14 protein-coding genes, 1 tRNA gene and 1 other annotated feature are annotated in these 15,701 nt (G+C 34.1%); of the genes, 13 read left to right on the top strand and 2 right to left on the bottom strand.

Annotated elements, in window-relative coordinates; all coding sequences use genetic code 11:
- The first annotated feature begins 19 nt into the window (after positions 1-19).
- Positions 20-92: transfer RNA gene (locus ACMHYH_RS10785), tRNA-Val, on the top strand.
- Between the two features lie 175 nt (positions 93-267).
- Positions 268-939, top strand: coding sequence for a DUF3159 domain-containing protein (locus tag ACMHYH_RS10780; RefSeq protein WP_414839381.1), 672 nt, complete (start codon positions 268-270; stop codon positions 937-939).
- 98 nt (positions 940-1,037) lie between these two features.
- On the opposite strand, the gene ACMHYH_RS10775 is transcribed toward ACMHYH_RS10780, so the two are convergent.
- On the bottom strand, positions 1,038-1,439 hold the full coding sequence (locus tag ACMHYH_RS10775; protein WP_414839380.1) for a DUF2177 family protein: 402 nt from the start codon (positions 1,437-1,439) through the stop codon (positions 1,038-1,040).
- A gap of 118 nt (positions 1,440-1,557) precedes the next feature.
- Complete coding sequence (locus ACMHYH_RS10770) at positions 1,558-3,351, bottom strand: DAK2 domain-containing protein (protein WP_414839379.1); 1,794 nt, start codon at positions 3,349-3,351, stop codon at positions 1,558-1,560.
- Between the two features lie 752 nt (positions 3,352-4,103).
- On the opposite strand from ACMHYH_RS10770, the gene rsmG reads away from it, so the two are divergent.
- The 11 genes from rsmG (at position 4,104) to serS (ending at position 15,646) form a co-directional block, all read left to right on the top strand.
- On the top strand, positions 4,104-4,820 hold the full coding sequence (rsmG, locus tag ACMHYH_RS10765) for a 16S rRNA (guanine(527)-N(7))-methyltransferase RsmG (protein WP_414839378.1): 717 nt from the start codon (positions 4,104-4,106) through the stop codon (positions 4,818-4,820).
- A gap of 136 nt (positions 4,821-4,956) precedes the next feature.
- Positions 4,957-5,718: a ParA family protein gene (locus ACMHYH_RS10760; RefSeq protein ID WP_414839377.1), complete on the top strand. Its 762-nt coding sequence runs from the start codon at positions 4,957-4,959 to the stop codon at positions 5,716-5,718.
- On the top strand, positions 5,711-6,601 hold the full coding sequence (locus ACMHYH_RS10755) for a ParB/RepB/Spo0J family partition protein (protein WP_414839376.1): 891 nt from the start codon (positions 5,711-5,713) through the stop codon (positions 6,599-6,601). The genes ACMHYH_RS10760 and ACMHYH_RS10755 overlap by 8 nt, the downstream gene beginning before the upstream one ends.
- 26 nt (positions 6,602-6,627) lie before the next feature.
- On the top strand, positions 6,628-6,831 hold the full coding sequence (locus ACMHYH_RS10750; RefSeq protein WP_414839375.1) for a DUF951 domain-containing protein: 204 nt from the start codon (positions 6,628-6,630) through the stop codon (positions 6,829-6,831).
- Positions 6,832-6,858: 27 nt separating this feature from the next.
- Positions 6,859-7,959, top strand: a complete 1,101-nt coding sequence (ychF, locus tag ACMHYH_RS10745; protein WP_414839374.1) for a redox-regulated ATPase YchF — start codon at positions 6,859-6,861, stop codon at positions 7,957-7,959.
- Between the two features lie 61 nt (positions 7,960-8,020).
- Positions 8,021-8,704 (top strand): DUF1129 domain-containing protein, encoded by a 684-nt coding sequence (locus ACMHYH_RS10740; RefSeq protein ID WP_414839373.1) that lies wholly within the window; start codon positions 8,021-8,023, stop codon positions 8,702-8,704.
- Between the two features lie 228 nt (positions 8,705-8,932).
- On the top strand, positions 8,933-10,414 hold the full coding sequence (gene guaB, locus ACMHYH_RS10735; RefSeq protein WP_414839372.1) for an IMP dehydrogenase: 1,482 nt from the start codon (positions 8,933-8,935) through the stop codon (positions 10,412-10,414).
- 158 nt (positions 10,415-10,572) lie between these two features.
- Positions 10,573-11,265: a response regulator transcription factor gene (locus ACMHYH_RS10730; protein ID WP_414839371.1), complete on the top strand. Its 693-nt coding sequence runs from the start codon at positions 10,573-10,575 to the stop codon at positions 11,263-11,265.
- Positions 11,266-11,302: 37 nt separating this feature from the next.
- Positions 11,303-12,508, top strand: a complete 1,206-nt coding sequence (locus tag ACMHYH_RS10725) for a sensor histidine kinase (RefSeq protein WP_414839370.1) — start codon at positions 11,303-11,305, stop codon at positions 12,506-12,508.
- A 91-nt stretch (positions 12,509-12,599) separates the two neighbouring features.
- Positions 12,600-13,919, top strand: a complete 1,320-nt coding sequence (locus ACMHYH_RS10720) for a serine hydrolase (protein WP_414839369.1) — start codon at positions 12,600-12,602, stop codon at positions 13,917-13,919.
- Positions 13,920-14,057: 138 nt separating this feature from the next.
- Positions 14,058-14,295, top strand: a binding site (T-box leader).
- A 73-nt stretch (positions 14,296-14,368) separates the two neighbouring features.
- Positions 14,369-15,646, top strand: a complete 1,278-nt coding sequence (serS, locus tag ACMHYH_RS10715) for a serine--tRNA ligase (RefSeq protein WP_414839368.1) — start codon at positions 14,369-14,371, stop codon at positions 15,644-15,646.
- The last annotated feature ends 55 nt before the right edge of the window (positions 15,647-15,701 follow it).

Below are 15,701 nucleotides of genomic sequence, written 5' to 3'. Positions count from 1 at the left end.
TATAATAATCTTTGATTTGGGTTCCATAGCTCAGTTGGGAGAGCACTACCTCGACAAGGTAGGGGTCGCTGGTTCGAGCCCAGTTGGGACCATACTATAATTGGAAAAAGTTTTGTAATGTTGATAGGTTTTATACCTCATCACGTTATAGAGCTTTTTTCACTTTTAAAGCGGTATTCTATTAATAGAGCTTAAGCTAAGGAATCTTTAAACCAATCTAATTTTATGGAATATGTTATAATCTATTAAAAGTTTAAAGGAGAAAATATGAAGCAAACAGTTAAAGATACGTTAGAAGAACTCAAGCAATTCATGTCGGGAAAGACAATAGACACAATTATTCCGCCAATAATCTATGTAATAGGAAATAATCTGTTTGGCCTTAAGATAGGGGTTATCCTTGCTCTCTCAGTTGCTTTTATTTTCGCCTTATTAAGACTTCTAAAAAAAGAGAATATTCTTTATGCTTTGGGAGGCATTGGTGGAGTAGCTCTTGCTTCTGGATTTGCTCTCATTGCAGATAACGCGGCAAATTATTTTTTGCCGAAAATAATAGGAAGTGGTGCTTTATTTTTGATCTCTACTTTAAGTATTCTTGTTGGAAAGCCTCTTGCAGCAATCTTAAGTCATGTATCAAGAGGTTGGAGTTTTGATTGGTTTTTAAGAAAAGATATTAAACCAGCTTACAGAGAAGTAACGATTGTATGGGCAATTTTATTTCTAGTTAGAATGCTTCTCCAACTATTTTTATATAATAGAGGGAATTTAACAGAATTAGGTTGGGCAAGTATTCTACTTGGTTTTCCTGCAACGCTAACCGTCTTAGTTTTGACACTTATCTATGGAGGATGGAGACTGAGAATGTTAGGAGGCCCTAGTATAGAAGAATTTCAAGAAGGAAAGAACCCACCATGGGAAGGTCAAAAAAAAGGATTTTAGTTTACAAAAGTAAAAAAGCTAAGGTAGATTCACTAAATAAAAAAGCACGTATTCATTATGGTTACATAATGAATACGTGCTTTTTTATTAAAAATTATTTATTTAAATAGTCCAGCAACAAAAAATGTAATAACAGAAACAGATCCACCTAAAGTTGTTCCCCAAATTAAGTCAATAATAGTAATTTTAAGTGGCCAACCTTTTAATGTAGCTAAATTAGTCAAGTCGTAGGTAGCATAGGTTAAAAATCCTAGGAACATTCCTGCAAATAAAGCATAGGTCCAACTGTTATCTACTATCGCTGGATTGATTACAAAAAATACTAAACCAGCTATGAAGATTAGATAGAAGATAATAGCTGCAGCCCAATTAGGTTTATCGCTCATAATAAAACCTAACTCTTGTCTATATAAATTTTTAGCAACTAAACCAAGCCAGATAAGATCAATAATTAAAAATATAGTAAAAGCTATTGAATAATGCATTAAAATTTCTAACATGTTCATTTTCCTCCTTTTATTACACATCGTCTTTTTTTTAATGATAGTTGACTATACTGATACAGCATCCAATGAGAAAAAGAATGGATAAAATACGAATCAATTGAGTTTAATTAATCTATTTTTTCAATATATAAGATAACGCAACAGCACCGGCACCAGCACCAACAGCTATAATAGACGAAGTTTCCGTTATATACCTAGGTTCTTTGCCAATTAAGTTTGTAAACAAGCGTTCTACTTCTTTCGCTTCTTCTAAATTGTCAACATGAACAATACTATAAGATTCAATAGTATGCTCTTTCATTATTTTCTTAACATGCTTTACTAATTTATTAAGACTAGCTTTAGTTGTCAAAGAAATACTATCTAAAGCTCCATTACCTTCTTCATCTAGGGTTACAATAGGTTTTAATCCAATTTTCTTTCCTATCTTTCCAGTGGTGGTACTCAAACGGCCAGATTTAACCATATTATCTAACGTTTTTACACGAACCAATATTTTACTTCTAGGTATATCAGCAATAATTGTATCAACAATTTTCTTCTGCTCGTAGCCTTCAGCAATTAGATCAGCAGCTTTAGCAACTAACAATCCTTGAGCTCCTGAATTCTGCTTAGTATCAATAACATCTATTTTAAAATCATCAGATTCCATTCTATTGGCGACTCTTTTAATAGTACTATATGTTCCACTTAATTGTTTAGAAACAGTTAAAACAATCAATGATTTATAATGAGTAGAAAGATAGAGTAAGATATTTTCTATCGATTTTTCATCAGGCTGTGAGGTTGTCGGTAAGTCTTTGCTGTCCTTAGAATAGTCTAATAATTGTCTAGGAGTGATAGATAATTTATCGATAAAAGAAGTATTCTCGAATAATATATTCAAATTGATGACATGAATTTGTTCTGCATCGATAAACTCTTGAGGAATATCTGCAATACTATCCGTTAATAAAGCAATGTCTGATTTTCTTCGCAACATAGTGTCTTGTTGTTTTTTCATATCGTCTACTTTTTGATATTCTACATTTCCATTTTGACGAAGTAGTTCAAAAACACGTTCAGGTTCGTTAGAGTGGATATGGATTCTTACTTGATCTTTATTAGCTGCAACAATCAGTGAATCGCCTAAAGAACTCAATGATTTTTTAATGCTTTTAGTATCAATTTTTTCTGATCTCAATAGACATTCTGTACAATAGCGGTAAGTAATTTCAGCATTCATATCGTGCTCAACTTCAACGCTAATACTATCTCTTCGTAACTTATTAATAGAATCTGGATCTATTGAATTCCCTTTTTTAAAATATTCTAGCATCCCATGTATGAAGAAAGAGAAGCCATTTGCTCCTGCATCTACAACTTTTGCTTTTCGTAACTCTTTTAACTGGAATTGTGTTTTTACTACTGCGTCGTTTAAGACGACGATTGCTGCTGACATGAGTTCTGTAATTGTGTTACTTGAACCGTCCTGCTTACTTAGAGCTTCTCCCCAATCTCTCATAACGGTTAAGATAGTACCCTCCACAGGTTGTTCAATTGCATCATAGGCATATTCAGCAGCTTTTTTACTAGCTAACGCATATTGGTTGTAGTCTATAAATTCTTGATCAGACATCTCCATACTTAATCCATAAATATATTGAGCAAAAATAATACCTGAATTTCCTCTAGCTCCACGAATGGCAGCGTCAGAAAAAGACTCCAATGTTTGTTTAACTGTTTCACCTTTAGTTGATTCATTAATAATGGTCTCCATCAATGAAGAAAGATTTGTACCCGTATCGCCATCTTGTATTGGAAATACGTTTATCTTGTTTAAAAATTGTCTGTTTGAAACCACTTCATACGCCCCATGTAAAAAGGCATTATACATATCACCACTAGTTATATTGGTATCAGCCATTCGTTTATCTTCCTTTCATAAAAACAATTGTAATAAAATTAACTGTCAAAAAGTACATTTCAATCATTTTGACAATTGGTATAAGCAACAGAAGTTATAATTTATATGATTAAGACTAGCTTTTTTTAATAAGTATGTCAAGTAAGTAAGACTGGTATTCTTTGATTAGATAATATAGAGGAGTAAGCGTTTAACTAGCTTATTAAACTGTCTACTTGTTATAGAACGAAGTAATAAAATCAACGTTATTTAACAATGTTTTGTCTATAATCATTATAGTATGTTAAGTATATGATGTATATTTTTATAACTTATTTAATGATACAAAAATAAAAATAATGAAAGCTTGAAAAAATGATTTTAGGCAAAGTTGATTGGTTCGACATTCAAATTAATGAATAGTATTCTTTTATCCTAAAAAAGATAGCATAAAATAAATTCAACGCTGAAATTAGATAAATCATCTACTTTTTTGATAAGGTTAATGAATAGATAAAAAGTTTCTTCCTATATAATGCTAAAATAAAATATCCTATAAATTGTAAAAAAATGACTAAGATAATAGCGGTTAAGATAGTTAAGAAAAGTTCTTTTAAAAAACTAGCCTGTTTTAAGGGGATTAACTTTTTTTATTCTCAAAAAGGATAAAAAAAGTTGCATTAAGCATTGCACTTAGATCAGATTTGTTATACAGTTAGACAGATGAACCTGTGAAACAAATCAGTGTTTCACGCTATAAAAGGAGTTGTCTTATGAATCCAGAAGAGTTTAAACTAGCCCTTCAAAGTAAAGGGATTGACGTTAACGAAAAACAAATGAAACAGTTTGATGACTATTTAATTTTATTGCAAGAATGGAACGAAAAAATCAATTTAACAGCGATTACTGAAAGGGAAGAAGTCTATCTAAAACACTTCTATGATTCGATAACTGCTGGACTGTATGTGGATTTTAATAAAGGGGTCCAAAGCTTATGTGACGTAGGTGCTGGTGCTGGGTTTCCAAGCATCCCCCTAAAAATTATTTTCCCGAAATTAAAAGTGACGATTGTAGATTCTTTGAATAAAAGAATTCAATTTTTAACTATTTTGGCAGAAACGTTGCAATTAGAAGATGTCTATTTTTATCATGATCGCGCTGAAGATTTTGGTCAAAAAAAACAATTTCGTGAATCATTTGATTTTGTAACGGCTCGCGCAGTTGCACGTATGAGTGTTTTAGCGGAGTTATGTTTGCCGTTAGTAAAAAAAGATGGCCTCTTTATTGCTTTAAAAGCAAGCAGTAGTGACGACGAGATGAAAGATAGTAAAAAAGCTATTGCAATACTTGGTGGGAAATTTCAAAAAGAGTTTATTTTTGATTTGCCTAAAGAAGCAGGAGAAAGGCATATTTTGTTAATCGATAAGAAAAAAGAAACACCAAAAAGATATCCTAGAAAACCAGGAACACCTAATAGAAGTCCATTATAAAAAAAGTGAATAAAGAGCGAAAAAATGGTGGATCATTTTGAACAAATGCGTAAGAGAAAGATACGTACTTGTATTCTTTCTCTTTTTATTTTCTTTAAAGTAAAAGACAGTTAGGATCATAGATGGAGGGAAAAGAATGGCACGAATTATAGCAGTCGCAAATCAAAAAGGCGGTGTGGGTAAAACCACTACAACAGTTAATTTAGGTGCTTCTTTAGCTTATTCTGGTAAAAAAGTTTTATTGGTCGATATTGATGCTCAAGGAAATGCAACGAGTGGATTAGGTATTAGGAAAGTTGATGTCGAAAAGGACATCTATGATATCTTGGTCAATGAAACGTCAATAGAAGAAGTTGTTTTGCCTTCTTCTAGAGAGAACCTATGGGTTGTACCTGCCACCATTCAATTAGCTGGTGCAGAAATTGAACTGACAAATCAGATGGCGCGTGAAACTAGACTAAAACAAGCATTAGTTCAGGTAACAGATGACTATGATTTTATTCTAATAGACTGTCCACCTTCATTGGGTCACTTAACAATTAATGCATTTACAGCAAGTGACACAATTCTGATTCCTGTCCAATGTGAATATTATGCTCTTGAGGGGCTGAGTCAATTATTAAATACTGTTCGTTTAGTACAAAAGCATTTTAATCCTGATTTAAAAATAGAGGGTGTTCTATTAACGATGTTGGATGCAAGAACGAATCTAGGCTATGAAGTAGTTGACGAAGTTAAAAAGTATTTTCGTGAAAAGGTCTATGAAACGATTATTCCTCGTAATATTCGTTTGTCTGAGGCTCCGAGCCATGGCTTATCTATTATCGATTATGATCCTCGCTCAAAAGGAGCAGAAGTTTATTTGGAGTTAGCGAAGGAAGTGTTAGCGAATGGTTAATAAAAATAGCAAAGGTTTAGGTAGAGGAATTGACGCTCTTTTTAGTGAATACTCGGATTTGGATAAAATTGATATTTCAAGTGAACGAGTCCAAGAAATTAAACTAGAAGATATTCGGCCTAATCCTTATCAGCCTCGTAAAACGTTCGATGAAGAAGCACTCAATGAATTAGCTCGTTCAATCGAGCAATCAGGTGTCTTTCAACCGATAATTTTACGTGAATCAACGATTAAAGGATACGAAATTATTGCAGGTGAACGACGTTTTAGAGCCTCAAAGTTAGCAGGTAAAACAACAATACCGGCAATCATTCGAGAATTTGATGAAGAAAAAATGATGGAAGTAGCTGTTTTAGAAAATTTACAAAGAGAAGACCTAACCTCTCTTGAAGAAGCGGAAGCTTATGATATGTTAATGAAAAAACTAAAATTAACGCAAGAAGAAGTAGCCGTTCGTTTAGGCAAAAGTCGTCCGTATATTGCCAACTATCTGAGATTATTAGGCTTACCAGAAATAGTAAAACAAATGCTTCAAGCCAACGATATTTCAATGGGCCAAGCGCGAACGTTACTAGGATTAAAAGATAAAAAACAAATCGTTAAATTAGCTAAAAAAGTTAGGAAAGAAAATCTAACGGTTCGCCAACTAGAACAATTAGTGAATAAGATGAATCATCCAAAAGAAGAAGTTGAGAAACTAGAAAAAATAGCTAAAAAGCCTTATTATATTCGTGAAAGTGAAGAAAGACTAATGGATAAGTTTGGTACATCTGTCATTATTCGCGAAAAAGATCAAAAAGGCAAAATTGAAATTGAGTATCTTTCTACAGAAGATTTAACACGTATTTTAGATGTTCTAGATATTCAATTTGATGAGGAATAGGTAACTTTAAACAGGAGTGTGACGAAATGTACGATTTAAATGATGTGGTCGAAATGAAGAAAGCACATCCATGTGGGGAAAACCGCTGGGAAATCATTAGAATGGGCATGGATATTCGTATTAAATGTCTGAAGTGTGGGCATATGGTTATGATGCCAAGAAGAGAATTTGAAAAGAAGATGAAAAAGGTAGTAGAGCAAGCTAAAAAAAATAACACTGTATTAAACTAAATTACTAAAAGGAAGAGTGAATGAAGAATGGCATTAACAGCAGGAATTGTCGGATTACCAAACGTAGGAAAGTCAACTCTTTTCAACGCAATAACAAAAGCAGGAGTGGAAGCAGCAAATTATCCATTTGCTACAATCGATCCTAACGTCGGAGTGGTTGAAGTGCCTGACTATCGTTTAGACCGCTTAACAGAACTAGTTGTTCCTAAAAAAACAGTCCCAACAACATTCGAATTTACAGACATCGCAGGGATCGTAAAAGGAGCGAGTAAAGGAGAAGGCTTGGGAAATAAGTTTTTGGCTAATATTCGTCAAGTTGATGCTATCTGTCATGTTGTCCGTTGTTTTGATAACGATAATATCATCCATGTAACCGGTAAAGTTGATCCTTTATCAGATATTGAAACGATTAATCTAGAACTGATTTTAGCAGATCTTGAATCAGTTGAAAAACGGTATACTCGAGTTGCTAAGATTGCTAGGACAAAAGATAAAGATGCTTTAATAGAAGCAGCTACATTGGAAAAAATCATTTCAACATTAGAAAAAGGTGAATCTGCTCGCACGATTGATTTTAGTGAGGAAGAAGAAAAGTACGTTCAACAACTATTCTTGCTAACAACGAAGCCTGTTTTATATGTCGCTAACGTTGCTGAAGATGAGGTAGCAAATGCAGAAAACAATGAGTACGTAAAATTAGTTCGTGATTTTGCTGAAAATGAAAAATCTGAAGTAGTTGTTGTCTGTGCTCAAATCGAAGAAGAAATTGCTGAATTAGAAGATGATGAAAAAGAGATGTTCTTAGAAGATCTTGGGATTGCAGAATCTGGTTTAGATAAATTGATTCGTTCAACTTATTCATTATTAGGATTAGCAACGTATTTTACAGCTGGAGTTCAAGAAGTAAGAGCATGGACATTTAAAAAAGGTATGAAAGCTCCTCAAGCAGCTGGAGTTATCCATTCAGATTTTGAGAGAGGCTTTATTCGAGCAGAAACGGTTTCGTTTGATGACTTGAACAAGTATGAAAATATGCAGGCTGCTAAAGAAGCTGGTCGTGTTAGATCAGAAGGAAAAGAATACATTGTTCAAGACGGCGATGTCATGTTATTCCGCTTTAATGTATAATAAGAGAGTTATTAGCTCCACCTATCATTAATTTGTAAGATTCAATAAGGAGGCTTTTCGATTGGTAGTAGAAAATACAAATGAACAAGTAACGGCACAAGAAGAAAATAAAGTATTATTTGGGCAGTTAACTAAAAGAAATGAGCAATACATGATGAGTTTGGATAAAGCTCTCATTGCAGGGAATATCTCTGAAGAGAAACGTGTTGTTATCTATAATGAGATGTTAAAAAACTTGATCAACGGTCAAAAATCAGGTCAAACAGCACGCCAGATTTATGGAACAGTAACCGAACGTACAAATGATTTGTTAGCTTCACCAAAAGATAACAATACAGGACGTTCTGAAGATTGGAAAATCATGTTAGACGGTGGATTATTAATGGGAGCTATGTTTGCTTTAATTACTGGTTTATCTGCTTTTATTGGTAAAGGACAAGGATCCGAGATGGGTATCATAACAATGATCTTGAACTTTATTATTGGTGGATTTGTTATTTTGCTAATTTCTAAAAATGTACCAGATAAAAATAAAGGTAAAAAAGGCAATACTTTACGTTATATACTAGTATCAACATCAGGAATGTTGGGTTGGATGTTTATTATGACAGCTTCAATGGCTCTTTTGCCAAGTTCTATTAATATTTTGATGTCAGCAGGTGTTAACATTGCTATCGGAGTAACAGCCTTCGCAGCGAAAATGTACTTTAAGCGTAAATTAAATATTCATGGTGGCTTATTCTAAGATAGAAATAAAGCTTTTAAACTCTTTTTATTTAATGAGTTTAGAAGCTTTTTTTCTAATAGATTTACCTCGTAATGCATAGATTCATTGAAGTAGGATTAAAATAATGTTTCTTTAGTACCCCATGTTTAAAAACTAGTCTTGACGGACAGCAGTATCTCTGTTATTTTTGTAAGTAAAATCTCGACCAAATTGTAAGTGGAAAATAAAAAAGGAGTGTTTAACTAGATGTCAAATTGGGAAACGAAATTCGTAAAAAAAGGCTTCACGTTTGATGATGTTTTATTGGTTCCTGCAGAAAGTCATGTCTTACCAAATGAAGTAGATTTGAGTATTCAATTAGCTAAAAATATTAAATTAAATGTTCCGATTATGAGTGCAAGTATGGATACGGTTACTGATTCAAATATGGCCATTGCAATGGCTCGTCAAGGCGGATTAGGTGTAATCCATAAAAATATGAGCTCAGAAGAACAAGCTGGTGAAGTTAGAAAAGTAAAACGCTCTGAGAGTGGTGTTATCATTGATCCTTTCTTCTTAACTCCAACGCACTTACTTTCTGACGCTGAAAAACTAATGGGCCGCTACCGAATCAGCGGTGTTCCAATTGTTGATAATATGGAAGATCGTATTTTAGTGGGAATATTAACCAATCGTGATTTACGTTTCGTAACAGATTATACTAAACCAATTGATGATGTTATGACAAAAGACCATTTAGTTGTCGCTCCTAAAGGGACTTCTTTAAAAGAAGCAGAGAAAATTCTGCAACAACATAAAATTGAAAAATTGCCAATTGTTGATAAAACTGGCCGTCTTAGTGGATTGATTACTATTAAAGATATTGAAAAAATTCTTGAATTCCCTAATGCAGCTAAAGACAGTCATGGTCGTTTATTAGTTGCGGCAGCTGTTGGCGTGACAACAGATACATTTGAACGTGCACAGGCTTTGATTGATGCAGGTGTAGATGCTATCATTGTTGATACTGCACATGGACACAGTGCTGGAGTAATCCGTAAAATTAAAGAAATCCGTGAAACATTCCCAGACATTACACTGATTGCCGGTAACGTAGCGACAGGAGAAGCAACTAAAGCCCTATATGATGTTGGAGTTGATGTTGTCAAAGTAGGAATTGGCCCTGGTTCAATTTGTACAACACGTGTTGTGGCAGGAGTGGGTGTGCCTCAATTAACAGCTATTTATGATGCAGCAGCAGTAGCTCGTGAATACGGACGGACAATTATCGCCGATGGTGGAATTAAATATTCAGGTGATATCGTTAAAGCTCTAGCAGCTGGTGGACATGCAGTGATGTTGGGAAGTATGTTAGCAGGAACCGATGAGTCTCCTGGAGAATTTGAAATTTTTCAAGGCCGTCGGTTTAAGACCTACCGTGGAATGGGCAGTTTAGCAGCGATGGAGCATGGTTCAAGTGACCGTTATTTCCAAAGCGGCGTGAATGAAGCCAATAAGATGGTTCCGGAAGGCATTGAAGGCCGTGTTGCTTATAAAGGTGGCGTTTCAGATATCATTTTCCAAATGCTAGGTGGTTTACGATCAGGAATGGGATATGTTGGAGCAGCCAATTTGGAACAACTTCGTGAAGACGCACAATTTATTCAAATGAGTGGAGCTGGGTTAAGAGAGTCGCATCCACATGATATTCAAATTACAAAAGAAGCACCAAACTATTCTATTCAATAAAACAATAGGAAAAGACTCGTTCTTTTAAAATAGTAGACGGAATTAAACTAAGTTAGCCACTGTTTCTTTAAACGGTTGAGTTAACTTAGTTTTTTTAATAAAAACTTTAGTAATTTCTGGTATGCTAAGTAAAAATACGGCTAAAATGGGGTGGAAGCATGAAAATTTTAGTAGTCGATGATGATAAAGAGATTGTTGAATTATTGAGTATTTACATTAAAAATGAAGGCTATGAAGTAGAAAATGCTTATAATGGAAAAGATGCATTAGCCAAGTTGACTAATCAAAAAGATATCGATCTGATGGTTTTAGATGTGATGATGCCAACAATCGATGGTATTGAAGTAGTCAAAACGGTTCGAGAAAGTTCACAACTACCTATTTTGATGCTTAGCGCTAAAACAACAGATATTGATAAGATTAAAGGCTTAATTTCTGGAGCAGATGATTATGTAGCAAAACCGTTTAATCCATTAGAAGTAATGGCTCGAATCAAATCACTTTTAAGAAGAAGTACCTATTCATCTAGTCAAGAACAGAGTCTTGATCAACTAGCAATAGGCCCTTTAATGATTAGCAAAGAATCACATGAAGTTTGGACACTAACAAATCAATCGATTCAGTTAACGGCATTAGAATTCGGTATTCTTTATTTATTAGCTAGCCATCCAAATCGTGTTTTTAGTGCAGATGAAATTTTTGAAAGAGTCTGGCAGCAAGAAAGTTTGATTTCCGCTAAAACAGTTATGGTTCATGTCAGTCACTTACGCGACAAAATAGAAGAAGCAACTGGTGGAGAAAAAGTTATTCAAACCGTTTGGGGTGTAGGATATAAAATTGAAAACCGCTAGATGAAAAGATTCAAACCAAAGGAGTTGAAAAAAGAGTTTGAAAATTTCTAGAAAAGAAAAAAGTCAGCTAATTCTTGAAGGACTAGTGACTTTAGGATTGATTGGTTTACTGTATTACGCTGCCTTCATTATTCTAAGTCGAATGGTGTTGGCTTTTCCAGGTATTATCCGTTCACTTTGGATATTTGGTGATGCGATTATCAGTGTTCATAGCAATCAAGCGGTTTCGATTACGCCCTTTTTTGGGTTAATCTTATTCGTCATCGCAACAATCGCTATTCATTGGCGGCTAAAAAGACGGTATCGCCAAATGCAACTTCATCATATTATTAGCGAGTTGCATTATATTGCAGAAGGTCATTATGAACATAGGATTGCGACAGACTTCAGTAGCGATATGAAAAAAGTTGTAGAGAGCATACACGTGTTGGTAGATAGCACTGTTCAAGCGATGGAAGAAGAACGTAGAATAGAACAATCAAAAGATGAACTGATTACGAATGTTAGTCATGATATCCGGACACCACTAACTTCTATTATTGGATATTTAGGTTTAATTGAACAGGGTAGTTATAAAGATCAAGAAGAATTACTGAAGTATACACAAACAGCTTACAATAAAGCCCAGCAAATGAAAATTTTGGTTGAAGATTTATTTGAATACACACGAGTTCGTCAAACAACAACGCCTTTAACACTAACAGACTTTGATATGGTGCAGTTATTGGAACAATTAGCAGCTGATTTTGAATTTGAATCTAAGAAGAAAAATATGCAAATTGAGGTAACTTCTAAACAAGATGTGATTATGATGGAAGCTGATACTGAAAAAGTTGTGCGAGTCTTTAATAATTTAGTTTCAAATGCTTTAAACTACGGTGATAATGGATTAAAAATTTCAATTGAGGTTGAAAAAATAGAAAGTGAAGTCATTATTTCTGTCAATAATGACGGTAACCCAATTCCACCTCAATCATTGAATCAATTGTTCGAACGTTTTTATCGCGTAGAAGAGTCTCGATCACAAGAAACGGGTGGAACAGGATTAGGATTAGCGATTGCGCAAAGTATTGTAGAGTTACACGGTGGTTATATTTATGCGAAATCTGATGAAAAATTAACACAGTTTATCGTTCATTTTCCATTACATCCAGTACAAGATAATGAACAAATTGTTTCACGTGAATCAAATTCAAAAAATAGATTTAAAAACAAACGTGAGGTAACAAATAATAAAAAATAAGGTTGTTTTTTTTATAGGATTTCGCTAACATAGGATAGGTGAGTGGAAATTCCATTTAAATCGTAAAACTTATTGAGGAGAATTTAATTAAATGAAAAAAACAACCAAATTTGGACTAGTAATGACTATTACACTACTGGTAGGAACGTTCCTTCCTATTTATAGCTTAACATCAAGCGTTTCTGCGGCTGAAGCAGTGCCTAAAATTGAAGCAGAAGCAGCTTTTATTCTCGAACCAAGTACGGGTAAAATCTTAATGAATCAAAATGGAGATAAAAAATTAGGAATTGCTTCTATGACTAAAATGATTTCAGAGTACCTTATTTTTGAAGCCATTGAAGAAGGAACAATCAAATGGGATCAAGTTGTACCCGTTAGTGATTACGCTCAACAATTAAGTCAAAATAATTCACTATCAAATGTTCCGATGAGACAAGACGAAACGTATACATTTAAAGAGTTGTATCAAGCGATGGCTATTTATTCTGCTAATGCTGCTACTGTAGCCATGGCAGAGACAATCGCTGGAAGTGAATCTGAGTTTGTTGATAAGATGCGAGAAAAGGTAGAATCTTGGGGGATTAAAGATTATGAACTTTACAATAGTACGGGTTTATCTAATTCAGATTTAATGGGCAACATCTATCCAGGTAGCAATGAAAAAAGTGAAAATGCTATGTCAGCTCGCTCTATCGCGATTGTAGCACAGAACTTATTAAATGCTTATCCAGAAGTATTGGAAACAACATCTATTCCTAAAATGACTTTCAAAGAAGGAACAACGGATGCGATTGATATGGATAACTGGAATTGGATGTTAAAAGGTCTAGTATCTGAGCGTGCGAACGTTGATGGACTAAAAACGGGGACGACTGATTTTGCTGGAGCAACATTTACAGGAACAGCAGAAGAAAATGGGATGCGTATCATTACCGTCATTATGAATGCGACAGATGGGCAAGAAGATTTACAAAAACGTTTTAAAGAAACAGATAAAATGATGGATTGGGCTTTTTCAAACTGGGAGAAAGTTCAAGTCTATAAAAAAAATGATAGTTTGGATAATATCAAACCGTTAAAAGTAGAAAAAGGAAAAACAAATAGCTTGAAAGTAGCTGTAGCTTCAGATGTTTCAATGCTCGTTCGTGTGAATACAGATTTAAAAGATAAAGATGTTTTATTTACAGCTAAGAAAAATTTGATGAATGATACTGGTAAAGTAGAAGCACCCGTTAAAAAAGGAGCTAAACTAGGAATCGCAGAAATTTTATTGAGAAATGATGATTTAGGTTATATTGATGGGACAAAAGGAGCGGAAGTGGCTGTCATTGCTGCCCAAAAAGTCGAAAAAGCGAATATCTTTGTCTTAGCCGGACGCTGGATCAAAGTATTTGTTTCTGATATATTTTAATTTAAATCGAAAGAGTGATTGCCTTACTTTAGGTAGTCACTCTTTTTTAAGACAGTTAACTATCAAATAAAGAGCCTGTATTTTCGTTGACTTAGCAACAAAGTTTAGGTAAACTATAGTCATATAATTAAATAGATATGAACGCTAGTAATACGAGATAGTAAAGTAAATAAATACAACCAGAGAGTCAGTGGTAGGTGTGAACTGATGGTTTATTTATTTGAATCCGTCGTGTGAAGTAAACAATGACATCAAATTAAATTTGACAAAATTGTTTCAGCTCCAGACTGTTATCTGATGTTGAGTGTAGAAGTTGATTGAAAAGCTTCTAAATTTGGGTGGTACCGCGATTCTTTTAGGCCATTTCGTCCCTATGTGTTATTTAGGGTGGAACGGTTTTTTTGTTTGCTTAAAATAAGTAAAAATAGTACGAAAAGGGAGAGATTGATATGTTAGATACAAAAAAATTACGCAATGACTATGAGAATACAGCTAATAAATTAGTAAATCGTGGTGTTAAACAAGAGGTTTTAGATACATTTATGGCACTAGATGAAAAAAGAAGAAAGCTTTTAGTTGAGACCGAGAAGTTAAAAAAATACCGTAATGAAGTTTCAGGAGCAATTGCTTCTTTAAAGCGCAACAAAGAAGATGCAGATAGTAAAATTAAAGAAATGCGTGAAGTCGGAGATGAGATTAAGCTAAAAGACGAGCAACTTCAAACAATTGATTATGAAATAGAAGAGATAGCATCAGGATTACCTAACTTGCCACATGAGTCTGTTCCAATTGGTAATGATGAAGCGGACAATATAGAAGTAAGAAAATGGGGTACACCAAGGGTAGTCGATTTTGAAGTCAAATCTCATTGGGAAATTGCAGAATCATTAGATATTGTTGATTTTGAACGAGGTGCAAAAGTTGCTGGTAGTCGGTTTGTTTTCTACAAAGGACTTGGTGCCAGATTAGAACGTGCAATCTATAACTTTATGCTTGACTTGCATACTGGAGAACATGGTTATACAGAAATGATTACCCCTATTTTAGTCAACGGTGAGTCTATGTATGGAACAGGTCAATTCCCTAAATTCAAAGAAGATGTTTTCCAAATTGAAGATAGAGATTTGACTTTGATACCAACTGCAGAAGTACCATTAACAAACTATTATCGAAATGAGATTTTAAAAGAAGAACAATTACCAGCCTATTTTACAGCATTGAGCCCTTCATTTAGATCTGAGGCAGGTAGCGCTGGAAGGGATACACGTGGCTTAATTCGACTACATCAATTTAATAAAGTTGAAATGGTTAAATTTAGTAAACCAGAAAATTCATATGATGAATTAGAGAAAATGACCAACAATGCTGAGGCAGTATTACAGAAATTAGATTTACCCTATCGTGTTTTAGCATTATGTACAGGCGATATGGGTTTTTCTGCAGCTAAAACTTATGATTTAGAAGTATGGATCCCTGCTCAAGATGTTTATCGTGAAATCAGCTCTTGTTCAAATACTGAAGATTTTCAAGCTAGACGCGCAAAAATTCGCTACCGTGATGAGGCTACAGAAAAATTAGCCTATGTTCATACATTAAATGGCTCAGGATTAGCTGTAGGCAGAACATTTGCTGCTATTCTAGAAAACTATCAAGAAGCAGATGGAACGGTTAAAATACCAAAAGTTTTAGTCCCTTATATGGGTGGAGTAACAGAGATTAAAAAATAAAAGGACTCACTATTTTTATAACTACGTATTTTATACACTAGATTTTTTAATCTAA

It is taken from the genome of Carnobacterium sp. TMP28 (genome assembly GCF_047553015.1).
Taxonomy (GTDB): domain Bacteria; phylum Bacillota; class Bacilli; order Lactobacillales; family Carnobacteriaceae; genus Carnobacterium_A.
This window is presented reverse-complemented; position numbering and strand designations above follow the sequence as displayed.